Source organism: Amycolatopsis sp. NPDC049691, assembly GCF_040675005.1.
Lineage (GTDB): Bacteria > Actinomycetota > Actinomycetes > Mycobacteriales > Pseudonocardiaceae > Amycolatopsis.
In genome coordinates this window covers 55,773-82,358 of record NZ_JBFANX010000024.1, presented here as the reverse complement: position 1 = coordinate 82,358, position 26,586 = coordinate 55,773, and the positions used below count along the sequence as shown (strand labels likewise).

24 protein-coding genes and 1 pseudogene are annotated in these 26,586 nt (G+C 71.4%); 12 read left to right on the top strand and 13 right to left on the bottom strand.

The window, feature by feature from the left end; translation table 11 throughout:
- Window positions 1-15 precede the first annotated feature (15 nt).
- The 4 genes from cydC to AB0J40_RS39050 all read right to left on the bottom strand — a co-directional run bounded on the left by cydC (window position 16) and on the right by AB0J40_RS39050 (window position 7,038).
- A complete protein-coding gene (gene cydC, locus AB0J40_RS39065; RefSeq protein ID WP_364464021.1) occupies window positions 16-3,330 on the bottom strand; it encodes a thiol reductant ABC exporter subunit CydC in 3,315 nt (1,104 codons plus the stop codon).
- Window positions 3,327-4,334 carry a cytochrome d ubiquinol oxidase subunit II gene (cydB, locus tag AB0J40_RS39060; protein WP_364464018.1) on the bottom strand — a complete coding sequence of 336 codons (1,008 nt, stop codon included), beginning with the start codon at window positions 4,332-4,334 and terminating at the stop codon, window positions 3,327-3,329. Before cydB ends, cydC begins: the two co-directional genes overlap by 4 nt.
- Before the next feature lie 200 nt (window positions 4,335-4,534).
- Window positions 4,535-6,007, bottom strand: coding sequence for a cytochrome ubiquinol oxidase subunit I (locus AB0J40_RS39055; protein ID WP_364464015.1), 1,473 nt, complete (start codon window positions 6,005-6,007; stop codon window positions 4,535-4,537).
- 38 nt (window positions 6,008-6,045) lie between these two features.
- Window positions 6,046-7,038, bottom strand: coding sequence for a S41 family peptidase (locus AB0J40_RS39050; protein ID WP_364464012.1), 993 nt, complete (start codon window positions 7,036-7,038; stop codon window positions 6,046-6,048).
- A gap of 186 nt (window positions 7,039-7,224) precedes the next feature.
- Between AB0J40_RS39050 and AB0J40_RS39045 the strand changes: the two genes are divergently transcribed.
- The gene (locus AB0J40_RS39045; protein ID WP_364464201.1) at window positions 7,225-7,812 is read left to right on the top strand and encodes a TMEM165/GDT1 family protein; all 588 of its coding nucleotides are present in this window, start codon (window positions 7,225-7,227) and stop codon (window positions 7,810-7,812) included.
- A gap of 56 nt (window positions 7,813-7,868) precedes the next feature.
- On the top strand, window positions 7,869-8,519 hold the full coding sequence (locus tag AB0J40_RS39040) for a DUF998 domain-containing protein (protein WP_364464009.1): 651 nt from the start codon (window positions 7,869-7,871) through the stop codon (window positions 8,517-8,519).
- Here AB0J40_RS39040 and AB0J40_RS39035 read toward each other — a convergent pair.
- On the bottom strand, window positions 8,516-9,151 hold the full coding sequence (locus AB0J40_RS39035) for a helix-turn-helix domain-containing protein (RefSeq protein ID WP_364464006.1): 636 nt from the start codon (window positions 9,149-9,151) through the stop codon (window positions 8,516-8,518). The two genes, AB0J40_RS39040 and AB0J40_RS39035, sit on opposite strands and share 4 nt — an antisense overlap.
- Window positions 9,148-10,002, bottom strand: coding sequence for a hypothetical protein (locus tag AB0J40_RS39030; protein ID WP_364464198.1), 855 nt, complete (start codon window positions 10,000-10,002; stop codon window positions 9,148-9,150). Before AB0J40_RS39030 ends, AB0J40_RS39035 begins: the two co-directional genes overlap by 4 nt.
- 86 nt (window positions 10,003-10,088) lie before the next feature.
- Between AB0J40_RS39030 and AB0J40_RS39025 the strand changes: the two genes are divergently transcribed.
- The 3 genes from AB0J40_RS39025 (at window position 10,089) to AB0J40_RS39015 (ending at window position 13,879) form a co-directional block, all read left to right on the top strand.
- Window positions 10,089-11,261 carry a homogentisate 1,2-dioxygenase gene (locus AB0J40_RS39025; RefSeq protein WP_364464004.1) on the top strand — a complete coding sequence of 391 codons (1,173 nt, stop codon included), beginning with the start codon at window positions 10,089-10,091 and terminating at the stop codon, window positions 11,259-11,261.
- Window positions 11,262-11,331: 70 nt separating this feature from the next.
- Window positions 11,332-13,140, top strand: coding sequence for a substrate-binding and VWA domain-containing protein (locus tag AB0J40_RS39020; RefSeq protein ID WP_364464002.1), 1,809 nt, complete (start codon window positions 11,332-11,334; stop codon window positions 13,138-13,140).
- Window position 13,141: 1 nt separating this feature from the next.
- On the top strand, window positions 13,142-13,879 hold the full coding sequence (locus AB0J40_RS39015) for a hypothetical protein (protein WP_364464001.1): 738 nt from the start codon (window positions 13,142-13,144) through the stop codon (window positions 13,877-13,879).
- On the opposite strand, the gene AB0J40_RS39010 is transcribed toward AB0J40_RS39015, so the two are convergent.
- Entirely contained in the window at window positions 13,876-15,090 is a 1,215-nt protein-coding gene (locus tag AB0J40_RS39010) for an MFS transporter (RefSeq protein ID WP_364463998.1), read from the bottom strand. The two genes, AB0J40_RS39015 and AB0J40_RS39010, sit on opposite strands and share 4 nt — an antisense overlap.
- A gap of 399 nt (window positions 15,091-15,489) precedes the next feature.
- Here AB0J40_RS39010 and AB0J40_RS39005 point away from each other — a divergent pair.
- Window positions 15,490-15,948 (top strand): annotated as a pseudogene (locus tag AB0J40_RS39005) (IS110 family transposase); the annotation flags it as partial.
- A 239-nt stretch (window positions 15,949-16,187) separates the two neighbouring features.
- On the top strand, window positions 16,188-16,859 hold the full coding sequence (locus AB0J40_RS39000; protein ID WP_364463995.1) for a LysR family transcriptional regulator substrate-binding protein: 672 nt from the start codon (window positions 16,188-16,190) through the stop codon (window positions 16,857-16,859).
- Here AB0J40_RS39000 and AB0J40_RS38995 read toward each other — a convergent pair.
- Entirely contained in the window at window positions 16,826-17,881 is a 1,056-nt protein-coding gene (locus tag AB0J40_RS38995) for a hypothetical protein (protein WP_364463992.1), read from the bottom strand. The two genes, AB0J40_RS39000 and AB0J40_RS38995, sit on opposite strands and share 34 nt — an antisense overlap.
- A gap of 134 nt (window positions 17,882-18,015) precedes the next feature.
- On the opposite strand from AB0J40_RS38995, the gene AB0J40_RS38990 reads away from it, so the two are divergent.
- Entirely contained in the window at window positions 18,016-18,813 is a 798-nt protein-coding gene (locus tag AB0J40_RS38990) for a DUF2470 domain-containing protein (RefSeq protein ID WP_364463990.1), read from the top strand.
- Here AB0J40_RS38990 and AB0J40_RS38985 read toward each other — a convergent pair.
- Window positions 18,805-19,266, bottom strand: coding sequence for a PPOX class F420-dependent oxidoreductase (locus tag AB0J40_RS38985; protein ID WP_364463987.1), 462 nt, complete (start codon window positions 19,264-19,266; stop codon window positions 18,805-18,807). The genes AB0J40_RS38990 and AB0J40_RS38985 overlap by 9 nt on opposite strands.
- Window positions 19,267-19,288: 22 nt before the next feature.
- Here AB0J40_RS38985 and AB0J40_RS38980 point away from each other — a divergent pair, with 22 nt between their 5' ends.
- The 3 genes from AB0J40_RS38980 to AB0J40_RS38970 all read left to right on the top strand — a co-directional run bounded on the left by AB0J40_RS38980 (window position 19,289) and on the right by AB0J40_RS38970 (window position 22,033).
- Window positions 19,289-20,101, top strand: coding sequence for a type II CAAX endopeptidase family protein (locus tag AB0J40_RS38980; RefSeq protein ID WP_364463984.1), 813 nt, complete (start codon window positions 19,289-19,291; stop codon window positions 20,099-20,101).
- Between the two features lie 40 nt (window positions 20,102-20,141).
- Entirely contained in the window at window positions 20,142-21,329 is a 1,188-nt protein-coding gene (locus AB0J40_RS38975) for an arginine deiminase (protein ID WP_364464195.1), read from the top strand.
- Between the two features lie 149 nt (window positions 21,330-21,478).
- Window positions 21,479-22,033 carry a ferritin gene (locus AB0J40_RS38970; RefSeq protein WP_364463981.1) on the top strand — a complete coding sequence of 185 codons (555 nt, stop codon included), beginning with the start codon at window positions 21,479-21,481 and terminating at the stop codon, window positions 22,031-22,033.
- A gap of 69 nt (window positions 22,034-22,102) precedes the next feature.
- On the opposite strand, the gene AB0J40_RS38965 is transcribed toward AB0J40_RS38970, so the two are convergent.
- The 4 genes from AB0J40_RS38965 to AB0J40_RS38950 form a co-directional block, all read right to left on the bottom strand.
- Entirely contained in the window at window positions 22,103-22,927 is an 825-nt protein-coding gene (locus AB0J40_RS38965) for a hypothetical protein (protein WP_364463978.1), read from the bottom strand.
- A complete protein-coding gene (locus tag AB0J40_RS38960; RefSeq protein ID WP_364464193.1) occupies window positions 22,924-23,436 on the bottom strand; it encodes a SigE family RNA polymerase sigma factor in 513 nt (170 codons plus the stop codon). Before AB0J40_RS38960 ends, AB0J40_RS38965 begins: the two co-directional genes overlap by 4 nt.
- Before the next feature lie 195 nt (window positions 23,437-23,631).
- On the bottom strand, window positions 23,632-23,985 hold the full coding sequence (locus tag AB0J40_RS38955) for a DUF952 domain-containing protein (protein WP_364464190.1): 354 nt from the start codon (window positions 23,983-23,985) through the stop codon (window positions 23,632-23,634).
- Between the two features lie 450 nt (window positions 23,986-24,435).
- Window positions 24,436-25,317: a DUF5926 family protein gene (locus AB0J40_RS38950; RefSeq protein WP_364463975.1), complete on the bottom strand. Its 882-nt coding sequence runs from the start codon at window positions 25,315-25,317 to the stop codon at window positions 24,436-24,438.
- Window positions 25,318-25,370: 53 nt separating this feature from the next.
- Between AB0J40_RS38950 and AB0J40_RS38945 the strand changes: the two genes are divergently transcribed.
- Window positions 25,371-26,537: a cytochrome P450 gene (locus AB0J40_RS38945; protein ID WP_364463973.1), complete on the top strand. Its 1,167-nt coding sequence runs from the start codon at window positions 25,371-25,373 to the stop codon at window positions 26,535-26,537.
- Window positions 26,538-26,586: the final 49 nt, after the last annotated feature.

Genomic DNA, 26,586 nt, shown 5'->3' with positions numbered 1-26,586 from the left:
CGCTGGGGGAACCGATCACGACACGGGCACCCGAGTGACAACGCGGCCATCGCGAACCTCGAGGACGACGTCAGCGCCGTCGGCCTCTTCCGCGCGGTGGGTGACGTGCACAACGGTCCGCCCGGCAAGCGCCTCCCGCAGGTGCGCGCGCACGAGGTGCGCGGTCGGCTCGTCGAGGTGCGAGGTCGGCTCGTCGAGCAACACGAGCCCAGCCGACGGCGCCCCAAGCAAGGCCCGCGCGAGAGCGACGCGCTGCGCCTGCCCACCGGAGAGCCCACTGCCACCACTGCCGAGCAGAGTCTCGGGATCGACATCGCCGACGGCCGTCAGCCGCAGGGCTTCACGAAGCTCGTCGGCGGTCGCGCCCGGCCGCGCGAGCCGGAGGTTCTCGGCAACAGTGGTGGCGGCGAGCATCGGCTCTTGAGGAGCCCAGGCAACCCGTCCCGGAACATCGATCAGCCCGCGCCGCGGCGCGAGAAAGCCAAGCAGAGCGGCAACAAGGGTGGACTTCCCAGCCCCACTGGGCCCCACGACGGCGGCATAGGTGCCGGGCGCGAGATCAAGATCGACATCGCAAAGCACGACAGGGCCGCCAGGCCACCCGAGATCAGCCCCGCGCAACACGACACGGCCCCTGGCTTCGTCGGCAGCCACACGGGGCGAGCTGATGTCCTGGTCCGGCAAAACGCGGCGATCGAAGTCGTTCCCCTCCCGCGCGCTGTCTTCACTCGGCGCGCCAGCGTCCTCAACCTGCGCCGGCGTGTCGGCCAAGCGGCGGCGTGCCTGCTGGAGCGTGTCCCAGTGCTGGGCCACCGCCGGCAGCAGTGCGAGCACCTCCGCCAGCGCCAACGGCACCAACGCCAGCAGCGGCGCCAGCACCGGGTCGAGTTCACCCGCCACCACCGCACGCGCCGCGAACGCCGTGCTGATCACCGCGCCCGCGCCGCATGCCAGCGTTACCAGCGCCTCTGCCGCGCCCGCGCCGAAAGCCTGGCGGCGCGCTTCCGCCACCAAGCGCGTGTCCGCGTCCGACAACGCCCGGCGGTGCTCGCGATCCCTGCCGAACGCCAGCAACTCCGCCGCCGCCTCGAACAGCACCAGTACCCGCGATGCCACCTCGCGGCGGCCGTCCGCCAGGGCCGACGTCGCCCGGCGCTCCGCCCGCAACGCCACCCACGGCGCGCACAGCCCCACCGCCACCGCCGCCAGCAACGTCAGGCCGGCAGCGGGCAGGACCCACGTCTGCACCGCGATCGCCCCCGTCGCGACCAGCGCCACCACCAGCGGGGGCGACACCACCCGCGGCAGCAGGTCGCGCACGGTGTCGACGTCGGCCACCAACCGCCGCTGCCCCTCGCCCGCTCGCAATCCGCGCGCCGGGCCCAGCCGGACCAGGGAATTCCACAGCCGGACCCGGAGACGTCCGGCGATGCGGAACGCCGCGTCGTGCGTGACCAGCCTTTCCACGTACCTCAGCGCCGCGCGGCCCAGGCCGAACGCGCGGACGCCGACCACCGCGACCGTCAGCGTCAGGATCGGCGGCTGCTGCGATGCCTTCGCGATCAGCCAGCCCGACGTCGCCGTCAGCGCCACCCCGGCCAGCAGCGCCACCGCGCCCAGTGCCGCGCCGGCGAAGAGCCTTCCGTCGAGCAGTGCTCGCCACGGCAGCGGCGCGCCCGAATCGTCCACTGTGGACGAAGGTGGCGCGACCGGGACGTCAGGCGACATGTCGACCGCGGCGGTGCGCTTGTGGGCCGCGATGATCGCCGCGGCGCCGTCGTCGACCGCGCGCTGGACCGCCGCGAGCACCAGGCGCGCGTTGGCCTCGTCGAGGTGGGCGGTCGGCTCGTCGAGCAGGAGCAGCCACGCGCCGTCGCGGATCCGGTGCAGGGCCCGGGCCACCGCGACGCGCTGGCGCTGTCCCAGCGAAAGCTGCGCCACCGGGCGGTCCGCGAGCCCGTCGAGGCCGAGTTCGGCGAGGAAGTCCTCGCCGCCCAGTTCCTCCCGGACCGTCCCGCCGGTGAACACCGGCGACTGCGGCACCCACGCGACCTGTTCGCGCCAGCGCGCGAGGTCGACGTCGGCCAGGTTCGTCGCGCCGACCGTGATGGCGCCGTCGTCGGCCGGGACGAAGCCGAGGAGCGCCGAGAGCGTCGTCGACTTGCCGCCACCGCTCGGGGCGCGCAGCCAGACTGTCTCGCCGGGCCGGACCGTGAATGTTTCGCCGTCGGGCGCGAATCCGCCACGCCGCGCGACGCGGAGGGAAGACACTTGCAGCTCTCCGCGCGCAGGAACCGCCGTGCCGGACCGGACAGCCGGCACCGCCAGCAGATCGGCGACGCGCCGGACCGCTTCGACGCCGTCTTCGCTGGCGTGGAACGCGGCGCCGACCGCGCGCAGCGGCTGGTAGCACTCGGGCGCCAGGATCAGCACGCCCAGGCCGATGGCCAGCGGCAGGCTCCCGCCGACGAGCCGGACGCCGATCACCACCGCGACCAGCGCGACCGACAGCGTCGCGATCAGTTCCAGGACGAACGCCGAGGAAAACGCGACTTTCAACGTCTTGAGCGTCGCGCGGCGGTGACGTTCGGACAGCCGCCAGACGGTCTCGCCCTGAGCGGTCGCGCGCCGGAACGCCGTCAGCACCGGCAGCACGCGCACGAGCTCCAGGAGCCGTTCGGACATGCGGTGCGTGGCGTCGGTCGCCCCGGCGACGCGGCCGGCCGTGAACTTGCCGACCAGGATCGCGAACACCGGGAGCAGCGGCACGGTCAGCGCGACGATCACACCGGACGGCCAGTCGGCGAACAGGATCGCCGCGCCGGCGCCGAGCGGCACGACCGCCGCCGTCACCAGTGCGGGCAGGTACTCGCGGAAGTACGCGTCGAGCGCGTCGAGGCCGCGGGTGGTCAACGCCGTCAGCTCGCCGTGGCCGCGGCGGGCGATCCACTCCGGGCCGAGACGCAGGGCGTGGTCGACGGCTCGCGCGCGCAACTCGCGTTGCGCGGTGGCGGCCGCGCGGGCGGAGACCGTGCGCACCGCCCAGCCGGTCAACGCGCGCGTCGCGACGAGCGCGAGCAGCGCGGCCAGCTGGGCGGCGCGTCCCCCGGAACCTGCTCCGACGATCGCCGCGAGGAGGTCGGCGAGCAGGAATGCCTGTGCCACCAGCGCGGCGGCGTGGAGGAAGGAGAGGAATCCGACCAGGGCCAACGCCCGGCGCACGGCCGGCACGAGGGCCGGCAATGCGCCGAGCGGGCCCTTTCCCGGCCGCGCTGAGTCCACTGTGGACTCCGAGGCGGAAAGGGTTGCGCGTCCGGGAAGCTTGGTCATGGCGCGTGGACCGCCGGGATGTGCTGGGTGCCGATGCGCTTGCGGAACACCCAGTAGGTCCAGCCCTGGTAGACCAGCACGGCGGGGGCGCCGAAGACGGCGACCCAGGTCATGACGGTCAGCGTGTACGGGCTCGACGCGGTGCCTTCGACGGTGAGGTTGTTGGCGGCGTCGAGCGTCGAGGGCAGGACGTTCGGGAAGAGCGCGCCGAACAGCGTGACGGCGGCCCCGGCGATGACGACGGCGAGCGCGGCGAAGGCCTGCCCGTCGCGGTCGGCGCGCAGGCGCAGCCAGGCGATGACGGCGGCGAGAGCACTGATCCCAAACGAGAGCAGCGTCCACAGCGAGCCTTCGCGCCACTGGACGACCGAGAGGAACGCGACGATCGGCACCATGGCGGCCGGCAGCAGCTTCAGCGCCAGCTTGCGAGCGCGTTCCCGCAGGTCACCATTGGTTTTGAGGGCGAGGAAAGCGGCGCCGTGGGTGAGGGAGAAGGCGGCGATCGCGACCGCGCCGAGCAGGGTGTCCCAGCGGAAGGCGGCGAACGCGGACCCGACGCGGTTGCCCTCGGCGTCGAGCGGCAGGCCGAGCACGGTGGTGGCGATGATGAGGCCGACGCCGAGGGGAGCGACCCACGAGCCGGTCATGATCACGCGGTCCCAGGTGCGGCGCCAGCGGTCGGAGTCGACCTTGCCGCGGTATTCGAAGGCGACGCCGCGGCCGATGAGCGCGACCAGGACGATGAGGAGCGGCAGGTAGGCGGCCGAAAAGAGCCCCGCGTACCACCCGGGGAAGGCGGCGAACATGGCCCCGCCGGCGACGATGAGCCAGACCTCGTTGCCGTCCCAGACCGGCCCGATGGTGTTGACCATGACGCGGCGCTCGGTGTTGTCCTTCGCGAGGACGGGCAGCAGCATGCCGACGCCGAAGTCGAAGCCTTCGAGGAAGAGGTAGCCGAGCCAGAAGAAGGCGATGACGGCGAACCAGACCGTTTCGAGGGTCATCGGGTCCCACCTTTCGCACGGTCGCCGGGAGTTATCCACATCGGGGCGAGTTGTCCACAGATTTGCTGTGGGTAACCCGCGAGAGTGACCAAGCCGATACGCTGGGTTCGGGGACGCCCCCCGGGAAGGGTGGGGGCTGCCTTTCGGGAGTCTGGGGCTGCTGCACAGGCGCTGAGCTGCGGTTTTGTCATCTTGGCCCCTCAGTACGCGAAGGCGAGCGTGTCGCCCTCGGCCTCGTCGGAGTCCTTCTTCTCCGGGGGCATCACCGCTTCGACGCCGCCGCGGATGTACTTGCGCATCAGGTACAGCTCCACCACTCCCAGTGCCGCGTACACCGTGGTCAGCGCGATCAGCGACGTCCACACCTCGCCCGTCGTCAACCTCGACACCGCCTGGGCCGTGAACATCCACACCCCGTCGACGCCGCTCGGGTTGGGGGCCACCACGAACGGCTGACGGCCCATCTCGGTGAAGATCCAGCCCGCGCTGTTGCCCAGGAACGGCGTCGCGATGCCGCCCAGGACCAGCAGCGGGAACCACCGGCTCCCCGGGATCCGGCCGCGGCGGGTCAGCCACAGGGCCAGCACCCCGATGCCCGCCGACACCGCGCCGAAGCCGATCATCATGCGGAAGCCCCAGTACGTCACCGGGAGGTTGGGCACGTAGTCGATCGGCTTGCCCGCCAGCGAACCCAGGTCGGGGTCGTCCGGGTAGTTCGTGCCGTACTTCGCCTGGTACTCGGTGATCAGGTCCTCGACGCCCTTGACCTCGGTCTTGAAGTCGTTGTGCGCCAGGAAGGACAGCAGCGCCGGGACGTTGAACGTCTTGACGTCCTCGCAGTTCGACCCGGCCACGTCGCCGATCGCGATGATCGAGAAGCTCGCCGGCTTCTCCGTGTGGCAGAGCGCTTCCGCCGACGCCATCTTCATCGGCTGCTGCTCGAACATCAGCTTGCCCTGCGCGTCACCGGTGATCGCGAGGACGGCGAACGCCGCCACGCCGACCCAGCCGCCCAGGCGCAGCGAGGACCGCCAGACGTCCTGGTTCGAGCGGCGCCGCCAGAGGTGCCAGCCCGCGACGCCCACCAGGAACGCCGCCGCGACCGAGAACGCGCCGGCCAGGGTGTGCGGGATCGCGGCCAGTGCCGTGTTGTTCGTCAGCACCGCCCAGATCGAGTTCATCGTCGGCTTGCCGTTCTCGAACGTCACGCCGACCGGGTGCTGCATCCACGAGTTCGCGGCCAGGATGAAGTACGCCGACGCCATCGTGGCCAGCGAAAACGCCCACGCGCACGCCAGGTGGACCTTCTTCGGCAGCCGGTCCCAGCCGAAGATCCACAGGCCGAGGAAGGTCGACTCGACGAAGAACGCGACGAGCCCCTCCATCGCCAGCGGCGCGCCGAAGACGTCGCCGACGAAGCGCGAGTACGCACTCCAGTTCATCCCGAACTGGAACTCCTGCACGATGCCGGTCACGACGCCCATCGCGAAGTTGACCAGCAGCAGCTTGCCCCAGAACTTGGTCATCTTCAGGTGCCGCGGATCGCCGGTGCGGACCCACTGGGTCTGCATCGCCGCGACCAGGATCGACAGCCCGATGGTCAGCGGGACCATCAGGAAGTGGTAGACGGTGGTGATGCCGAACTGCCACCGCGCTAGCTCAAGGACCTCCACGTGGTCCAGCGTGCTCCGGGCCGCCGGACCCAGCTAGATCAAACGGTCCCGTCCCTCCCGGGACCAACGTCCTTCACCTGGTCGAGTGCCTGCCGCGCCTCCTCGGCGACACCCCGCCGCGGCCCGTCGGCGCCCAGCTCGAGGACGTGCCGCAAGGCCAGCTCGTACGCCGTGTCGAACGCCTGGTCCGCGGCCACCGCGATGTCCGGGCGGACGCCGGCGCCCTCCCAGTTCTCCCCCGTCTCCGGGTGGAGCGAGCGCGCGATCGAGACGGTCACGTCGAGGTAGGTGTCCACTTTGTACTGTTCACGCGGGTGAGCACCACCACGGGTGGCCTCGCCCACCGTCTTCGCGCGGCCCTGCTGCTGGAGCGAGAACGCGAGGTCCTCACCACCGGAGAACGTCCGCGGGCCGGTCAGCACCCAGACCGGCTTGGTGCCGCCGAACCGCGCCCCCGGGACGTACGGCAGCGTCCACATCTGCGTGGTCTTGTGGCCTTCGCGCTCGTAGATGTCGAGGTAGTGGACCTGCTCGTCGACGAGGTAGGTCTGCAGCAGCGCACTCGTGCCCGGGGTGCCGCCGCGGTTGCGGCGGACGTCGAGCAGCAGCGCGTCGGCTGGCGCGAGCAGCGTCATCGCCGCCGCGATCGCCGGCCCGGCCAGCTCGGGCGGGTAGAGCATCGTCGTGTCGAGGTAGCCGACGTTGCCGGCGAGCCGTTTGACCTCGGCGATGCCGAAGCTCTCCAGCTCGGCTTCGAGCCGGTACTCGTCGGAGTTCATCGCCGCGTCGCCGTCGTCGGCGACCGGGTCGGCGTGGTGGCGCAGGCGCAGGTGCTTGTCGCCGTTGACCGACTGCAGGTCCGCGGTGACGAGCGTCGCAAACACGGCGTCGTCGACGTCCGCGTACGCGCCTTCGCCGAGCCGCTGGCGCAGCACTTCCGCCAGCTTCGCCGCGACGTCGGGGAAGACGTAGTGCGCTTCCAACCGGCGGATGACCTCTTCGACCTGCGCAGCACGCGCTTCAGACCCCATGCCGTCAACCTACCGGAGGCCACAATCAAATTTTCGGCGCGCCGAAGAAAATTGTGCGACACGGCTTGACGACAAATTCATGGCCGCCGATCCGGCAATTTCGCGGAAGCCATCAGCTTGCGGCGTTCCGAAGCTCCCCTTTATCGTTGCAGTGAAAGGGGCGAAGAAATACTCATGACTGCCGCGATGGTGGCGTTGATCAGCGCGTTCGGCCTGGTCCTCGCCGTGGAGCTGCCGGACAAGACGCTGGTGGCGACCCTGGTGCTGACCACCCGTTTCCGCGGTGGTCCGGTATTCGCCGGGGTGTGCGCCGCGTTCGCCGTGCAATGCATCATCGCGGTCGCGTTCGGCAGCGTGTTGACGCTGTTACCGGACGTCGTCCTTTCGCTCGTCGTCGCCGCGATGTTCGGCCTCGGCTCTTTCATGCTCCTTCGCGAGGGATTCAGCGAAGCGGACGAAGCCGGCGACGACGCTTCGCGCATCGGCCCCGCGCCGCTGTCCTTCCTGCGCTCCGCGATGACGTCGTTCGGCGTGCTCTTCGCCGCCGAGTGGGGTGACGCCTCCCAGCTCGCGACGGCGAGCCTCGCCGCGCGGATCGGCAACCCCGTCGCGGTCGGCGTCGGCGCCTTCGCCGCGCTGATCGTCGTCGCCGGGCTCGCGGTGTTCATCGGCGGGAAGATCCGCAGCCGGATCAAGCCGAAGCTGATCCAGCGCTGCGCCGGGTTCGCGTTCGCCGGGTTCGCGGCGTTCGCCCTGCTCCAGCTCGCCTTCTGACCGATCTTTCACAGGTTCGCCGGGTAACCTTTCGGGAACGAAAGGATGAGCGCCCGGTGAACAAGCCCTTGACCGCCGCCGTCTCGCCACTGCACGGGCGGCTCGCGCTCGGCGGCATCGGCTTGGCCGTGGCCATCTCGATCGACCTGCACCTGCGCCTGTCCGGCCAGGTCAGCCCGGTCTGGCAGACGCTGTCGGAGTACGTCTACGGCAAGCTCGGCTCGTCCTCGGCCGCGCCCCTGTTCAGCGTCATGTGCCTGGCGCTGTCGCTCGGCTCGGTCGCGCTGCTGGGCGGCATCGCCAAGGCCCACCGGCCCGGCACCACCGCCGTCTGCGTGCTCCTCGGCGTCTGGTCGGCCGGCCTGCTGGTGTGCGGGCTCGTACCCGTCGACCCCGACGGACAGGCGCGCTCGACGGCCGGGCAGATCCACAACCTCGCCGCGCTGACCGCGTTCGTCGCCCTGCCCGCGGCCGCGTTCGTCCTCACGCGGAAAGGCCGCGAGCGCTGCCCGTGGGAACCGCGCCGGACGACGATCCGGCGCCTGGCCGCGGCGAGCTTCGCCAGCGTCGGCGTGGTGCTCGGCGGGTTCGTCCTCACGCTCGTCCTCGGCCCGGCCAACCAGGAGGTCACGCTGGGGCTGTTCGAGCGGCTGCTGTTCACGATCGACGTCACGCTGCTGCTGACGATGGTCAAGCCGCTGCGTTAGGCCTTCAGGATGTCCGCCAGCCGGGCGGCGGCCGCGACGACCTGAGGGCCCACCTCGGCGGCATTCAGCGGCTCCAGCGAGACGACACCCACGCTCGCCTTCAGCCCGGGCACCCCGCGGACCGGCGCCGCGACGCCGGACGCGCCCGCCTGCAGCTCGCCCGTCGAGGTCACCCAGCCGTCGCCGCCCGGGCGCAGCGACATCGCCTTGCCCGCCGCACCCGCCGTCAGCGAGTGGCGGCTCCCGACGCGGTAGGCGACGTGGAAGCTCGTCCACGACGGCTCGACGACGGCCACCGCAAGCGCTTGCGTCCCCTGCGCGACCGACAGGTGCGCGGTCGCGCCGACCTTCTCGGCCAGCTCGCGCAGTACCGGACCGGCGGCGTCCCGCAGCTGCGGCAGCACCTGTCCGGCCAGCCGGAGCAGGCCGACGCCGAGCCGGACCTTCGTGCCGTCCCGCCAGACCAGCCCGCGCTCCGACAGCGGCACGAGCAGCCGGTAGACGGCCGCGCGGCTGGCCCCGATGGCCACGGCCAGCTCGGAGATGGTCGCCGCGTCGCCGCCGGCGTCGGCCACTGCCTGCAGCAGCGCCAGCCCCCGGTCGAGCGTCAGCGACCCCTCCCGGCTGGTCACAGCAAGCCGAGTTCGCCCATGTCGCGCACGGGCTGCTCGAACGACGCCGCCGCGTACGACGCGAAGAGCGCCCGGACGGCCTTCGCGGCCGGCTCGGACAACGCGCGGGCCTCGTCCGCCAGCGCCTCGGCGTCGGTCGACTCCAGCGCCGCCCGGACGTCGCCGCCGGAGAGGCTGCGCGCGGAGGCCACGAGCAGGTTCAGGAAGCCGTGGTGCACGAACCCGGTGTCCGGGTCGGCGTGCCGGACCGCGCGATGCAGGCTGTTCGTCGCCTTGAACGACGCCCCTTCCGCCCCGCTGACGACGGCGAGGAAGTCCGCCACCTCGTCGACGCTCGGGAAGTTCTCGCCCGCCTGGCCGCCGCAGCGGATCTTCGGCCAGCTGCCGTGCTCGATCACCTTGCGGACGCCGTCCAGCCAGCCGACGCCGCGCCGCGGCTCGACGACGCGGATGACGTCCTCCGGGACGAACTCCGAGACGCGCTCCAGCCACACCTCGTCGACGTCCGACGGCGCCGGCATCTCGACCATCCGCAGCGCCAGCAGCTCGCTGCGCGACTCGACGATGGAGATGGCCTTCGGGACGCCGCCGAGACCGGTGTCGATGATCAAGGAAAGCGGCAGCGGCTGCTTCGGCTTGATCTTGATCAGCTCGGTGATCAGCTCCGGCAGCCGGGACGCCTGGCAGAGGAAAACCCCCAGGACACCGGCGTGTTCGGACTCCCGGCTCGCGAAGTGCGCGCGCAGGGCTTCGGGCATGGCCGCATCGCCCGGAGGGAACAGCGCCGAGTCGTCGACGAGCCTCGCGAACAGGGGAGGAATTCCACGGGGGCCGGGGGGCGTGAGTTCCACAGCGCTTGACACGACTGACACGCTAGTAGCGTACGACATGAGGACAAAATCGTTCGCACAACGGACACCTTTTGGAGGGAGCGCCGATGCCTTACTACCGGCAAGTAGGCGAGATCCCGCACAAGCGGCACACCGCGTTCCGCAAGCCCGGCGGCGGCCTTTACGCCGAGGAACTGATGGGCGTCGAGGGCTTCTCCGCCGACTCCGCCCTGCTCTACCACCGCGGCCTGCCGACGGCGATCGTCGACGCGGTCGCCGTCGACGAGGACCGCGGGCCGCTCACGCCGAACCACCCGCTCAAGCCGCGCGCGTTCCAGACCCGGGACCTCAAGTTCGGCGGCGAGGCCGACGCCGTGACCGACCGGCGGCGCCTGTTCGGCAACAACGACGTCACCATCTCCTACGTCGCCGCGACCGCGCCCAGCCCGCTGTACCGCAACGCGGCGGGCGACGAGCTGTTCTACGTCCAGGGCGGCTCCGCGACCGTCGAGACGATCTACGGCCGCCTGGAGGTCGGCGACGGCGACTACCTCGTCATCCCGACGTCGTGCACCTACCGCGTCCTCCCCCACGGCGAGGTCGGCCTCTTCGTCCTGGAGGCGCGCGGGCACATCGGGCCGCCGAAGCGGTACCTGTCGGCGAAGGGCCAGTTCCTGGAGCACTCGCCGTACTGCGAGCGTGACATCCGGGGGCCGTCGGAGCCCCTGCTGGAAGACGGCGAGGACGTCGACGTCCTCGTGCGCCACCGCGCGGGCCTGACGCGCTACACGTACGCGACGCACCCCTTCGACGTCGTCGGCTGGGACGGCTGCCTCTACCCGTGGGCGTTCAACATCGACGACTTCGAGCCGATCACCGGCCGCGTGCACCAGCCGCCGCCCGTGCACCAGACGTTCGAGGGCCCGAACTTCGTCGTCTGCTCCTTCTGCCCGCGGAAGGTCGACTACCACGAGGACTCGATCCCGGTGCCGTACAACCACGCGAACGTCGACTCCGACGAGCTGATGTTCTACGTGCGCGGCGACTACGAGGCCCGCAAGGGCTCGGGCATCGGCGTCGGCTCGCTGTCGCTGCACCCGTCCGGGTTCACCCACGGCCCGCAGCCGGGCGCGGCGGAGGCGTCGATCGGCGCGGAGTTCTTCGACGAGACCGCGGTCATGGTCGACACGTTCGCGCCGCTGGAGCTCGGCGAGGCCGCCGACGCGTCCGAAGACCCGGGCTACGCGTGGACGTGGTCGCGCCGCGGCCCTAAGCGATAGTCAAAATACCGTCCCCTCCCCGTTCCCTTGCCGGATAATGGAATTCCGGCAGCGGAACGGGGAGGGTTCGATGATCAATTCCCAACCAGCACGGCGAAAGAGAAAGATCCTCCCGTTCGTGGCGGCGGTCGTGGTCGCCGCCGGGCTGATCATCGGGATCCGGGCCTGGACCAGCGGCTCGAGCGACGACGCGGACGCTCCGAAATGCACGGGCTCGGACGCGATCGCGCTCACCGTCGCTTCTTCACCGGAAAAGGCCGGAATCGTCCAAGAAGCGGCGAAGGCCTACTCCGGACGGACCGTCGCCGGGCACTGCGTCGACGTCGTCGTGAAGTCGAAGTCGTCGGGCGTCGCGATGCAGGCGCTGGCGAACGGCTGGAACGAGGCCACCGACGGGCCGCGCCCGGACGTCTGGACGCCGGCCGCGAGCGGCTGGGTCAACCTGCTGCGCGTCAACGCGAAGGGCGACACGGCGTCGATCGTGCCGGACGGCGACCCGCAGTCGATCGCGAACTCGCCGCTGACCGTCGCGATGCCGAAGCCGATGGCCGAGGCGCTGGGCTGGCCGGCCAAGCCGATCGGCTGGAAGGACCTCGCCACGCTGGCGACCGACCCGGCGGGCTGGGCGAAGTACGGCCACCCGGAGTGGGGGAAGTTCCGGCTGGGCAAGACGAACCCGAACATCTCCACGGCCGGCCTGAACGCCACCATCGGCGCGTACTACGCGGCCACCGGAACGTCGTCCGACCTCACCGCCGCCGCGCTCGAGAAGCCCGAGGCCAAGCAGTTCGTCTCGAACATCGAGCAGGCGATCGTGCACTACGGCGACAACACGCTGACGTTCCTGACGAACCTGCAGAAGGCCGACGACCGCGGCGCCGCACTGTCGTACATCTCGGCGGTGACCGTCGAGGAGAACTCCCTGATCGGCTACAACCAGGGCAACCCGACGACCGATCCGGCGAAGGCGGGCCAGCACGCGCCCCCGAAGGTGCCGCTCGTGGGGATCTACCCGGCCGACGGGACGCTGAACTCCGACCACCCGTTCGTGACGCTGAACTGGGCCGACCCGACGCGCAAGCAGATCGCCGCCGACTTCCTGGGCTACCTGCGCGGCCCGGACACGCAGCAGAAGTTCGCCGCGCTGGGCTTCCGCTCGTTCGACGGCCAGCCGGGCCCGCAGGCGACCGCCGCCAACGGCGTCCAGCCGGACGCGAAGATCAACTTCATCCGGCCGCCGTCGCCGACCGTGCTCTCGAAGCTGCTCACGACGTGGACCGAGCTGCGCAAGAAGGCGAACGTGCTGCTGGTGGTGGACGTCTCGGGCTCGATGGGCGACGAGGTCAAGGGCACCGGCAAGAGCAAGATCGACCTCGCCAAGCAGGCCGCCATCGACGCGCTCGGCCAGTTCGTGCCGCGCGACCAGGTCGGGCTCTGGCAGTTCTCGACCCACCTCGACGGCGACAAGGACTACCAGGAGCTGGTCCCGCTGCAGGCGCTGGGGAACAGCGGCAAGGAGACTCTCGCGATGCGGCTGAGCGGGCTCACGCCACAGGCGGGCACCGGGCTCTACGACTCCTCGCAGGCCGCGTACGAGTACATGAAGGCGCACCTCGACCCGGCGGCGATCAACGCGGTCGTCGTGCTGACCGACGGGCGCAACGAGGACTCCGGCGGCATCGACCTCGACCACCTGCTGCCGCAGCTGCGGCCGGAGGGCAACGCGGAGACGGTCCGGCTGTTCACGATCGCCTACGGCTCGGACGCCGACCAGGGCGTGCTGAAGCAGATCGCGGAGGCGACCGAGGGATCGGAGTACGATTCGTCCAAACCGGACTCGATCAACCAGGTGTTCACCTCCGTGATCTCGAATTTCTGACATGAAGTTCGCCCGTGAGCTCGCCGAACCGTGGGGGCTGCTGCTGGCCGCCACGTCGGCCGGGGTGGCGTGGGCCGTCCAGCTGCCGGTGCTCCTCGCCGTCCTGATCGGGGTGGCGGTGCTGGTCGCCCGCGCCGGCGTGGCCGCGCTGGGCAGTGAGCCGGCACCGCGGCGGCGGGAAGCGCGGGTGCTCGACGTCGTCCAGGGGTCCGACGAGGAGAACTGGCTGCGCCGGGCCGAAGGCGCGGCCGACGGGTTCACCTCGCTGAGCTCGTCCCTCGACGCCGGCCCGCTCGCCGACCGCGTCGCGGACATGGAACCGGTGGTGCGGGAGACCCTGGAAACGCTGCGGCGCTTGGCCGGCCGCGCGTCGGCGACCGGGAAGGCGCTGTCGCGGGTCGACCTCGACGCCGTGACGCGCGAACGGCGTCGGCTGGAGGGGTCGCTGTCGTCGGCGCGCGAGGAGGTCCGGGGTGACCTCGAGCAGGCGCTGGCGGCGGTCCAGGCGCAGGAGGACGTGCACACGCGGCTTTCGGGCGCCCGCGACAAGCTGCTGGCCCAGCTGCAGTCGGGCGCTCTCGGGCTGGACAGCCTGGTGGCCCGGGTCGCGGAGCTGACGGCGGCGACCACGGACTTCGCGGTGGACACCGGCGCGGTGCGCGAGCTGAGCGACCAGCTCGAGGGCATCCGGCAGGGCGTGCTGGAGACCGAGCAGGCGACGCGGAAGTCGCTGGGTTAGACGGCCACGGGCGTCCGGTCGCGGCGCGGCAGCAGCAACGGCGTCGCCAGCACCAGAACCCCGGCGACACCGATCGCGACGCGCGGGCCGGTGAAGCTCGCGAGGACGCCCCAGAGCGCGGTCAGCGTGGCGATCGAGGCCTTGGTGCTGACCGACCACGCCGAGAGCGTGCTCGCGACGCGGTCCGCCGGGAGCTGCTCGAGCCGGTAGGTCGCGAGCACCGGGTTGAAGACGCTGCAGCTGGCGATGATGCCCAGCTCGACGAGCATCACGAAGACGAGCCCGCCGGTGCCGCCCGGGACGAAGGCGAGCGCGAGCAGCCAGCAGGCGCGGATCGCCCCGGACGTCAGCAGGACCGGGTGCCTGCCGAACCGCCGGACGAGCCGCGGGGTCAGCCGCGAGCCGGCGAGCCCGCCGAGGCACGGCGCGGCGAACGCGAGCCCGTACTGCCACGGCGTGAACCCGAGCTGGTTCAGCATCAGCACGGCGAGCAGCGGTTCGGTGGCCATGATCAGGCCGTTGAAGAGGAGGACGTTGAAGTAGAGCGGCCGCAGCCCGGGGTGGGTCAGGATTGTGCGCCAGCCGCCGGCCAGGTCCCGCGCGGTGGGGCGGGCGGTCCGGTGCGGGCGCGGTTCGTCCCCGCCGATCGCCCGGATGCCGAGTGCGGAGAGCAGGAAGCTGACGGCGTTGGCGGCGACGGAAGTCACCGGGCCGAAGAGCGCGAAGGCAGCGCCGCCCAGCGGCGGGCCGAGCGCGGTGGCGGTCCAGTTCGTCGACTCGAACCGGCCGTTGGCGAGCAGCAGGTCTTCGGGCGGCACGAGGCCCTTGAGGAAGGCACCGCCGGCCGAGGTGAAGGTGATGTCCGCCGCGGCGACGACGACCGAGACGGCGAGCAGCTGCGCGAAGCTGAGGGCGCCGAGGGCGTAGAGGGCGGGCACGCTGACGAGGGCCGCGAACCGCACGAGGTCCATGGCGATCATGACCGGCCGCTTGCGCCGCCGGTCGACCCACGGCCCGAGCGGAACGGCCACGAGAGCCCCGACAGCAGGCCCGACGGCGGCGAGCGCGGAGACGGCGGCGGGACCGGCGTGCAGGACGAGGATGGCCAGCATCGGGAAGGCCCCGAAGCCGAGCCAGGTACCGAACGCGCTCACCGCGTACGCCGACCAGAGCCATCGGAATCGCGGCCCCAGCGACCGCCCGCGCATCACCGTGAGATCAAAGCGAGGATCGACAGCGGGAGCAACCAGCCGCGCGGCAAGCCGTTGCACCGCAAGGGTTATCCACAGCCGCCACCGATTGTGGACAACTTCGGTCGCCGGGGCGGTTTTCCGGTTTTGTGTCGCACCCAGCCGATAGACTGGGACCGGGGACGCCCCGTTACCTTTTCGTAGTTCCTGATCAAGGAGCTGTGGTCGCCAGGCCCGGCATGACTGACGCCCCCAGTCGAACCCATGATCCGGGGGGGGTGGTGTCACCGGGTCTGGTGGCATCGAGGGACCGCTGATAGGGACACGGCCACCAGCTTGGTCGGTCTGGTCGTAACGTGGGTGCCGGCGCTCGATGCCTGACCCGGTGACCACGTCGCGGCGAACGAAACGGCGTGGTGGGTGAGCAGCAGCTTCAGCGTGTTTCTCGGCTTGGACGTCGGCAAGGACGCCCACCACGCGGTCGGCCTGGACCCCGAGGGCAACCGGCTGCATGACGGGCCCCTGCCCAACACCGAATCCAAGCTGAAAGCCCTGTTCGCCGAGCTCGCCGCCCACGGGCCGCTGCTGGTGGTGGTCGACCAGCCCGCCACGATCGGGGCACTGCCGGTCGCGGTCGCCCGCGCCGCCGGAGACCAAGTCGCCTACCTGCCCGGCCTGGCCATGCGCCGCATCGCCGACCTCTACCCCGGGCGGGCGCAGACCGATGCGCGGGATGCGTTTGTCCTCGCCGACGCCGCCCGCTCCCTGCCCCACACACTCCGGCCCGTGGATGTCGGGGACGAGGCCCTGGCCGAGCTGGAGGTGCTCGTCGGGTTCGACGACGACCTGGCCGGTGAGGCCACCCGGATCAGCAACCGCACCCACTACCGCCACCCCGAACCCACCCCGGCCCCAGCCGCGGCTTGACAACCACATAGGGACACCCCCCTGGGAGCGGCGGGGGATGTCTTGGTCTCTCTGGGGCCCCTGGCACGCGCGGCGGCGGTCGAGGCGAGGTTATGAGGCGCACGGCAGCCACCTCGTCGGCACGGCGCGGCCGGATTCACGTACCCCCAGCGAGCTGCTGCGGGCCGAGGTGCGGGGGCGCTCGCATCGGTATGCAGCGGGCGCTTCGGGTCGATGTCATCGGGCGGCGGCTCTGTCCCGCCTCGCTGCTTCGCGGGTTCCACGAGGCCCACCCGGACACCGAACTCGAAGTCGTCACCCTCTTCGACACCGCCGCGGTGCGGGACGGCTCGGTCGACGCCTCCTTCCGCGCCGTCGTCGACCTCCCCGAAGACCTTGCCGCGCACTGGGTCTACGACGAACCCATCCAGCTGCTGTGCGGACCCGCGCACCCGCTGGCCGGAGCGTCTTCGGTGACTCCCGCCGAGCTGGCCGGGCACCGGCTCTGGATGCCCGGCGTGGTGCCCGGGACCGAGTGGGGTGCCTACTACGCCGAGTTCGCGGCCGCGTTCGGGCTGTCGATCGACGCGGCCAGGCCGAACTTCGGCACCGAGGTCGTGCTGGACACCGTCGCGGAATCGGCGGCGGTGGCGACCCTCGTCGGGACGGGGAGCCGCGTGTTGTGGCCGCCCGGGCACGACCTGCGGCGCGTGCCGATCGAGTACCCCGTGTCGGTTTACCCACACTCGCTGGTCTGGCGCCGGGACAACGCGCACCCGGCGCTGGCCGCGCTGCGGACGTACCTCAGCCGGGAGAAGCGGGCCGCCGGCGCGTGGCGGCCCGGCTGGGCTCAGACCAGCCAGACCGTGCCGAGCACCGGGTAGCCCGGCACGCCCGTCTTCGCCGCGCCCGGCTTCGGGACGCCCGCGATCCACAGGCGGCCCGTCGCCGAGATGTTCGCCGCCATCGACGGATCCGCCTTCGGCAGCCGGAACCGGACCACCGTCCCGTCGGCCAGCATCGTCAGCCCGCTCAACCGGGCCGTGCCGCGGCGGCTCATCCGGACCGGGCCGTCCAGCACCGCGCGCAGCTCGGTCCAGTGCTCGGCCGGGAGGGGGCGCCCGTGGGCCAACGAGCGCAGCACGGCCGCGAACGCACCCAGCAACGCGCCTGCCGCGACCGACCAGGCAACCCACCCCACGGCCGGGAAGTCGAGCCGGACCCACAGTGCGAACCCGGCCAGGACCAGCAGGAACGCCGCCGTCGCACGCAGCTCCCGAGCGATCTGGCGGCGGTGCGCGGTCAGCACCGGATCGAGCCGCGGCGAACCGGACCAGACCGGTGCGGGCACCGCCACGGCACCCGGCGGCGGCGCGTCGTGGATCCGGGCGCGGCGGACCCGCACCACCCCGGAGAAGCCGACGAACACCTTCGGGCCGCGGCCCAGCAGCCAGACCCGCCGGTGCCCGGCCACCAGCAACCGGTAGGGCTCGTCGAGCCGGACGCGCAGCCACCGGCCGTCCGGCAGGTGCACGCCGACCGTCCGCCCGGCCGCGACCAGACCGTCGGCGGCGATGTCCACCTGCCGGAACGCTTCCCGCTTCAGCCGCGTTTCCGGCACCCTGGCGTACGCGCGGCAGAACCACCACGCCTCGACCGACCCGGCCAGCGCGAGCGTGCCGACCGGCAGGGCCACCCCCGCGCCGGCGAAGAACTGGGCGACCCCGAACGCCAGGAACAACCAGGTCAGCAACCGCCGGTCGCCGGCGCTCCGGCCGATCCGGTCGAGGTACTCGCCGAAGATGGGCAGCGCGCCGGACGGCATCGCGGGGTCGAGCTCGAACGCGGGCACGCGTTCGGGTACCGGGACGATCTGCACGTCGGGCCCCCAAGCCTCACTGGTCACCGGCCTTTTCGGAAATTTGCACACGGGCGTTACCGGATATTCCGTCCAGCGGAGCAAGCGTGACCCGAACCGCAATCGAGCGACTACCCAGACCGCTGGATTCAGGTTAGGCTCACCTAAGTAGGAGGTGAGCCGTGACCGAGGCCCCGACATCCATCCGCCGCCCGCCGGCGCCGAACCCCGCCGAGCGCGCCAAGACGATCGCGACCCGCGGCGGTCCCGCGTCCCTGCTGCCCACCTGCGAACGCGCCGGCCTGGACGGCGAGCGCGTGACCCCGGTCCTGCACCACGTGCACCACAGCGGCAGCGTCAGCGTGCTGCTGGCCGACGACCACCCGATGGTCGGCGCGGCGAAGCGGACCCAGCGCGGCGAGCTGGCCGTGATGGTGGAACTGGCCGATCGCGCGCCCGTCGACCTGCGCGAGCCGATCCGCGGGCTGCTCTGGATCACCGGCTGGCTGCGGCCGCTCTCGCCGGTGTCGGCCCGGGCGCGGGCGGTGGCGATCGCCGAGACGCGGCTGGACGAACGGCTCCTCGACGTCGGCCACGGCGTGACGCTGCTGCGGCTCACCCCGGCGTCGCTCGTGCTCGCCGACGCCGAAGGCACGCACTCGCTGCGCCCGCACATGTTCAGCGCGGCGCCACCGGACCCGTTCCACGACTACGAGGCCCAGTGGCTGCGGCACCTGGAAAGCGACCACGCCGACGTCGTCGGCCGGCTGGCCAAGCACCTGCCGGCGGAGCTGCGCGGCGGCCGGATCCGCCCGCTCGGGCTCGACCGGTTCGGGCTGCGGCTGCGCGTCGAATCCGACGCGGGCGACCACGACGTCCGGCTGGCGTTTTCGAGGTCCGTCGACAGCCCGCCGCAGCTCGCGATGGAGCTGCGGCGGCTGGTCGGCTGCCCGTTCCTGCGCGGCGGCGCGTCAGGCTAGTTCGGCGGGGAAACCGCCCTTGGCGAGCGGGCCCCAGCTCTCGATCGTCACGCGGATGATGCTCTTGCCCTGCTTGACCATGGCTTCGCGGTATTCGTCCCAGTCCGGGTGTTCGCCGGAAATGGCGCGGAAGTACTCGACGAGCGGCTCGACGGAGTCCGGGATGTCCAGCACCTCGGCGGTGCCGTTGAGCTGGACCCACTTGTCGTTCCACTCGTCGGACAGGATGCAGGCGGAGACCTGGGGATTGCGCTTGACGTTCACGACCTTGGCGCGCTTCGGGTAGGTCGAGATGACGAGCCTGCCCTCGGCGTCGACACCGCAGGTGACCGGCGAGAGCTGCGGCCCGCCGTCGGCCTTCGTGGTCAGCAGGATCGCCCGGTGGCGGGTGGACAGGAACTCGACCAGCTCGGCGCGGTCGACGGTTTCGTTGGTGGCGATGCTCCTCGGCATACCCCGAAGGTAGCGTGCGGGCATGACGTTCACCGCGCGATCGTGGCTGGCCCCGGCCCGGCCCGAGTTTCCCGGCGCGATCGAAGACCCGGTCGAACGCCGGGCGATCAAGGTCGAGCTGCTGATCGTCTTCGGCATCACGCTCGGGCTGTCCGGCGTGCGCAGCCTGCTGTCCCTTGTGGACTCGCTGCTGCAGCCGGTGCCGCTGGCCCAGCAGCAGGTCCAGCTCAACGTGCCCCAGGCCGCGGCCAGCCTGATCGACCTGCTCAAGCAGCTGCTCTCGGCCGCGCAGCTGGTCGGGTGGGGCGCGCTCGGCCTGTACTTCCTGTGGCGCGCGGGCATCAAGCTGGCCCAGGTCGGGCTGGACCGCCGGTCACCGAAGCGCGACACGCTGCTGACGCTCGGGCTCGCGGCGCTGATCGGGATTCCCGGCCTGGCGCTGTACTTCGTCTCCTACCACCTGGGCTTCAGCCTGGCGGTGCAACCGTCCACTTTGGGCGACACCTGGTGGCGGCCGATCACGCTGACGCTCTCGGCGTTCGGCAACGCGTTCGCCGAAGAGGTCCTGGTCATCGGGTACCTGCTGACGCGGCTGCGCCAGCTCGGCGTCCGGGAGAACACCGCGGTGTTCGGCGCGGCCGTGCTGCGCGGGTCCTACCACCTGTACCAGGGGTTCGGCGGGTTCGTCGGCAACTTCGTCATGGGGCTGGTGTTCGGGCGGCTGTGGCAGAAGACGAACCGGCTGTGGCCGCTCGTCGCCGCGCACACGCTGTTCGACTTCGTTTCTTTCGTCGGATACTCGCTGCTCAAGGGGCACGTTTCCTGGCTTCCCTGAGTACGCTCGGCAGGTGATCGACGAAACGACACCTCCCCGGGTGGACAGCGAAGTCGGACCCCTGCGCGCGGTGCTGCTGCACCGGCCCGGCAACGAGCTCAAAAGGCTGACGCCCCGCAACAACGACCAGCTCCTGTTCGACTCGATCCCGTGGGTCGACCGGGCCCAGGCCGAGCACGACGCGTTCGCCGAGGTGCTGCGCAGCCGCGGCGTCGAGGTGCTGCTGCTGGCCGACGCGCTGCGGACGGCGCTGGAAGACGACCGCGCCCACGCGGCGGGCGTGCACGCGGCGGTCGACGACCGGCGCCTGGGCGGCGACCTCGCCGACTCGCTGCGGTCGCACCTCTCCGGCGTCGACGCGGGCGGGCTCGCCGAAGTGCTGATGGCCGGGATGACGTTCGAGGAGCTCCCGTCGGCGGAGGGCGCGTCGCTGGTGCGGATGATGAACCACCCGCACGACTTCGCCGTCGACCCGCTGCCGAACCTGCTGTTCACCCGCGACTCGTCGGCGTGGATCGCCGACCGGGTGGCGATCTCGTCGCTGACCATGCCGGCGCGGCGCCGCGAGACCGCGGTGCTCGACCTGATCTACGCCTACCACCCGTACTTCCGGCACGCGGCCCGCGCGTACGGCGCCCATTCCGCGCCGATCGAGGGCGGCGACGTGATGCTGCTGGCGCCGGGCGTGCTCGCCATCGGCGTCGGCGAGCGGACGACGGCGGCCGGCGCGGAGTCGCTCGCGCGGTCGGTGTTCGCCGACGGCATCGCGCACACCGTGCTGGCGGTGCCGATCGAGCAGTCCCGCGCGACCATGCACCTGGACACGGTGTGCACGATGGTCGACGCCGACGCGGTGGTGATGTACCCGCTCGCGCGCGACTCGCTGACGGCGTTCACGCTGCGCCCGACCGGCGACGGCGGCGTCAAGGTGGCCGGCCCGGCACCGTTCCTGGCCGCCGCGGCGGAGGCGATGGAGATCGACCGGCTGCGCGTCATCGACACCGGCCTCGACCCGGTGACGGCCGAGCGCGAGCAGTGGGACGACGGCAACAACACGCTCGCCCTGGCGCCGGGCGTGGTCGTCGGGTACGAGCGGAACGTCGAGACGAACGAGCGTCTGGAAGAGGCCGGTATCGAGGTGCTGCCGATCGCGGGCTCGGAGCTGGGCTCCGGCCGGGGCGGGCCGCGGTGCATGTCGTGCCCGATCCGCCGTGAACCGTTGAAGTAAACGAAGTAAGCCTTCCCTAAATGTGCACGACAATTTAGGGAAGGCTTACTTAAATAAGGTTCTTCTTCTTTAGGAATGGTAACCCTAATAGGGTTGAGATCACCAGCCCCGAGTGGCATTTACGGCAAAAACGATCTATTCTGGTCGGCATGGCCCTCACCAAGAAGAAAGAACCGCGCTCGAAGTTCTTCGAACTGCTGCAGGCGCAGATCCACAACGAGTTCAACGCGTCCCAGCAGTACATCGCGCTCGCGGTGTGGTTCGACGCCGAGGACCTGCCGCAGCTGGCGAAGCACTTCTACAAGCAGTCCGTCGAGGAGCGCAACCACGCGATGGCGCTCGTGCAGTACATGCTCGACCGCGACCACCACGTCGAGATCCCCGGCACGGGCGAAGTGCGCAACGACTTCTCCGGCGTCACCGAGCTCATCGAGCTCGCGCTCGAGCAGGAGAAGGAAGTCGCGGCCGACATCTCCGCGATGGCCAAGGCCGCGCGCGCCGAAGAGGACTACATCAGCGAGCAGTTCACGCAGTGGTTCCTCAAGGAGCAGGTCGAGGAGATCTCGCAGATGAACACGCTGCTGAACGTCGTCAAGCGCGCGAACGGCAACCTGTTCGAGGTCGAAAACCACCTGTACCGCGAGTCCGTCGGCGACGGCGGCCGCGACTCGGGGATGCCGCCGGTGGCCGGCGGGGCCCTGTAAGCGCTTCGAAAAAGGAAACCCGGGCTCTCCCCCTGTGGACAGCCCGGGTTTCCGCATGTCGCCGGCGAATCAGCCGGCGCAGTCCTGGTTGACGCTCGCGAGGCTGGTCTGCACGACCCCGGCGTCGCCGAGCCGGAAGTGGTAGTCGGCGCCGGTGGTGACCGGGACGACGACGCCACCCGATTCTTCCTTCGCCCCGGGGTAGGCCGCGAGCACCTGTTCCTTGGTCGACCCGGCGCCGATGCCCTCGGCGGTGTGCGCCGCCTGCGTGGGGGTGACGACCGTGAGCCCGAGCGCCTTCGAGACCACGACGGTCGCGGCCGCGGGCACGCCGCCGCCCTGGGCGGTGTAGACGGTGCAGCTGCCGCCGGCCTGCGCGTCGCTGAGCGTGATGCCCTGCGCGGCGATCTGGGTCTCGGACATCCCGAGCTTGAGGGTGCCGAAGCCGTCGGGGTCGAGCAGCGGGCCGCTGAGCACGGGCGGCAGCTTCGACGACGGGTGGGCCGACGGCGGCCGTGAGGCCTTCGACGTCGGCGAAGCGGGTGGTGCCGAGACGTGGATGTCCTGGGTGCTGGTCGGGCCCGGGACCGAGGGGTCGGGCTGCCGCCCGGCCGTGAGGTTCTCGGGTGGCTTGACGCTGAGGGAGGGGCCGTCGGCGGACATCACCGCGGTGCCGTCCTCGGCGTGGAGACGCACCATGGTGAGCCCGCCCGAGACGGCCACGACGGCCGCCGCGACCCCGGCCGCGGCCAGCACGCCCTGGCGCCGCCGGCGACGGCGCCGCGCACCGGCGACGATGGCCGTGCGGGCGTCCGGCGGTGGCGGCAAGTCCAGCCGCTCGTCGGCGAAGAGCGCGCGCAGGCGCTGCTCCAGCTCGTCCTCGGAGATGTTCAACCCGCGTCACTCCCTTCACCTTGGATGTCGGCCGCGGTGAGTTTCATCCGCAGCGACGCGATCGCCTTGCTGGCCTGGCTCTTGACGGTGCCCTGCGTGACCCCGAGGGCGCCGGCGATCTCCGCCTCGGACAGCCCCTCGTAGTAACGCAGGACCATGACGGCCCGTTGTCTCGGCGGCAGCGTTCGTAACGCGCGCCACAGCGGCTCGTGCTCGAACGGGTCGTCCGGCACGTGCGGGCCGGTGTCCGGCAGGTCGGCCACGAGGTTCTCGCGCCGCGTCCGCCGCCACCGGCTGACGTGCGCGTTCGCCATGGACCGCCGCACGTAGGCGAGCGGGTCACCGGTCTTTTCGCGCACGTAGGTCCAACGCGAGCCCATCTTTTCGAGCACGGTCTGGACCAGGTCCGCGGCGTCGTGCGGGTTGCCCGTGAGCGCGTGGCCGTAGCGCAGCAACCCCGGCAGGGTGGCCTGCACGAAGTCACCGAAGTCGGTGAACTCGCCCGGCAACGTCGCGGCCCTCCCTCGGCCTGCGCTGGTCACCCAGGTATCTCCCCCGGTGAAGACGGGTGCCGCAGCGGTCACCGTATCGCCTCCTATCGGGGTTGAGCCGCTTTCCTCCCCAACACGCATCACAGCCCCCTCAGGTTGCCCGCGTTCCCGCCCGATTTCGGAGACGTGCGGGCGGGTGATGAGTTGCCCACCTCAGCGGCGGGCGAGCGCGTCCGGCAGCCGGAAGCCGCCGTCCGCGCTTTCGGTGAACGGATGCACCCCGACGACGGCGGAGTGCGAGATCGGACCGTAGACGTGCGGGAACCAGATCCCCTCGGGATGCGGCGGCTCGCCGTCTTCCCACCGGACGGGCACGTCGAGCTTGGCCGGATCGATTTCGAGCAGCACCAGATCGGTACGGCCCCGGAAGCGGATGTTGGCGGCCAGGTGCACGGTGCCGAAGTCGGAGCAGTGCACGAACCCGACATCCCCCAGTGACGACGGCCGGTATTCGCCGCCTTCGCCCACTTCGGCCCAGTCGGCCGCCCCGCAGATGTGGAGTATCACGCGGAGAATCGTCCCACCACGACGTTCCGGCGGCGGTGTCTCGTGCGCCACATAAGGCCTGGTTGAACGCTCATCGAGCCGGTTTCCGGTCACCGGGACGGACCGGCGGTCCGGCGCTTTCCGACGAAAGTTTTCGACGGGCCTCGCGGTCGCGGCGAGCGGGGCGCCGGTGGGGATGGTCGGCTGCCGCTCGACGGCCGGTCGCTGGGTTCGCCGGCTCGGCGGCGGCAGGCGGCCGCTCGACGGCCGGCCTCCGGGTGGCCGACTGAGATTTGGCGGCGCGGCTGCCGGGGTGCTGGCTGGGCACGGCGAGCCCTCTACCGCCCGGTGGCCACCGTCGGTGCGACCGGTGATTGCCGCCGGGTGGGCGCTCGCGGCTGGGGCCCGGCGTGGCGAGGTTGATCGACCCGCCGTCGAGCGGGGCCCGGCGGCGGGTCGTCGTTGCTCGGGTCAGCGCAGGGTGAGCTGGCGGCCGATGAGGCCGTCGCGGGCTCGGCGCTCTGCCGCGTTCAGCGGCTCGGTGTCGAGGGACTTCAGCGCCGTCTCGAGGCGGGTGCCGAGGGCTTCCTTCGCCTCCGCCCACTCGCGGGCGTGGGCCTCGGCGTCGAGGTCCCACACCGGGACCAGGAGGCCGTGCGCGCGAAACGAGCCCGCGTAACGCGAGCCCTCGCCGAGGCTGAGCTCGCCGGCCGCGGACAGCCGGGCCAGGGCCTGGAGCAGCAGGTTCTCCGGCTCCGGGCGGACCCAGCGCAGGTGCGCCTTCTCTCCGGCGAGGACCCAGTAGGCGCCCGAGCCGAGCCGTTCGGTCGGCATGATCGCGGCGTTCGCGCGCTCGAGGGAGACCGCGACGTCACCGGTGGCGTCCGCGTCCTCCGGCAGCCACCAGGCGAAGTCCTTGTGCAGGGTGACGTCGAGCTCGGCGCCCGGGGTCAGCAGGTCCTGGAGGCGGGCGTGTTCGTCGGCGGACGGCGGGGTCGTCGTGTCCGGCACCCCGAGGACGTCGCCCTCCTTGGCGTCCAGCAGCCACTTCAGCGAGCGGCCGAGGTCACGGCTGATGTCGGACGAGCGCGTCTGCACCTGGAGGCCGAGGTAGCGCTCGCCGTCGGAGCGGACGAACGCGGCCGCGGCCATCGGCAGGACGGTGCCGAGGGTGACGTCGCCGCCGTCGGCGAGGGTCAGCTTCGCCGTCGCGGACGGTACGAACTCGCGCAGCGCGATCAGCTCGGGCTCCGCCGCCAGCCCCTCGAACGGCTGGCCGACGAAGACGTCGCGCACCTTCGGCTTGCGGTCCGACGCCTGCTTGGGACCCTTCTTGCGCGCGCCCTTGCCCACTGCTGCCTCCTCTGGCTCGGCTTGGAACGCTATCGAAGGGTTAGTCTCGCGACGTGTTCGACCCCCGCGATCCCGCGTTCCTGGAAGACCCGTACCCGGCGTTCGCCGCACTGCGCGAGCAGGGCGACGTCCATTTTCACGAGGGCCTCGGCCTGGCCGTGGCGGTGTCGCACGCCGCGGCGTCGGCGGTGCTGCGCCACCGCGGCCTCGGCCGGATCTGGCAGGACGCGCAGCCGCTCGAGCGGTTCGCGTCGTTCAACCTGCTGCACCGCAATTCCCTGCTGGAGAACGAGCCACCGGCGCACACGCGGCTCCGCCGGCTGATCGCGGGCGCGTTCGGCCGCGGCCACGTGCAGCGGTTGCGTCCCATGGTCGGGACACTCGCCACCCGAATGGTTGACGACCTGGCGGCCGCGATCGCCGCCGACGGCAGCGCGGACCTCCTGGAGCACCTGGCCCAGCCGTTGCCGGTCGCGGTGATCGCGGAGCTGCTGGGCGTTCCCGGCACGGACGGGCCGCGGATGGTCGAGCTGTCGAACGCGATCGTGAAGATGTACGAGTACGGCCTGTCCGAGGAGGGCCGCGACGCCGCCGAGCGGGCGGCCGCGGAGTTCGTCGCGTACGTCCGGACGGTTGCTTCGGACCGTGCTACCTCGCCGGGTGACGACATCATCAGCGACCTGCTGCGCAGCGAGCTGACGCCGGACGAGCTGGTCGCGACAGCGGTGCTGCTGCTGATGGCGGGCCACGAGGCGACGGTCAACGTGCTCGGCAACGGCATCACGGCGCTGCTGACGCACCGGGATCAGTGGGAACGGCTGGTGGCGACTCCTTCCTTGCTGGATTCGTGCGTCGAGGAGCTGATCCGGTTCGACGCGCCGCTGCAGCTGTTCGAGCGGACGGCGACGGAGGACGTGTCGATTTGCGGATTCGAGGTTTCGCGGGGGCAGAAGATCGGCGCGCTGCTGGGGGCGGCGGCGCGGGACCCGAAGGTGTTCGACGAGCCGGATCGGCTTGACATCGGGCGGACGCCTAACGCGCACCTGGGGTTCGGGCTGGGGATTCACTATTGCGTGGGGGCTCCTCTCGCTCGGGTGGAGATCGCTGCCGCTTTGAGTGCTTTGGTGGAGAAGTTGCCGGAGTTGCGGTTGGTCGGGACTCCGCCGCGGCGGCCGGAGTTCGTGATTCGGGGGCTGAGGGAGCTTCGGGTCACGGGGTGAGCCGCGGTCCGCGGGGCCGGGCTCGCCTGGGCTGCGGGACCGGGCGACT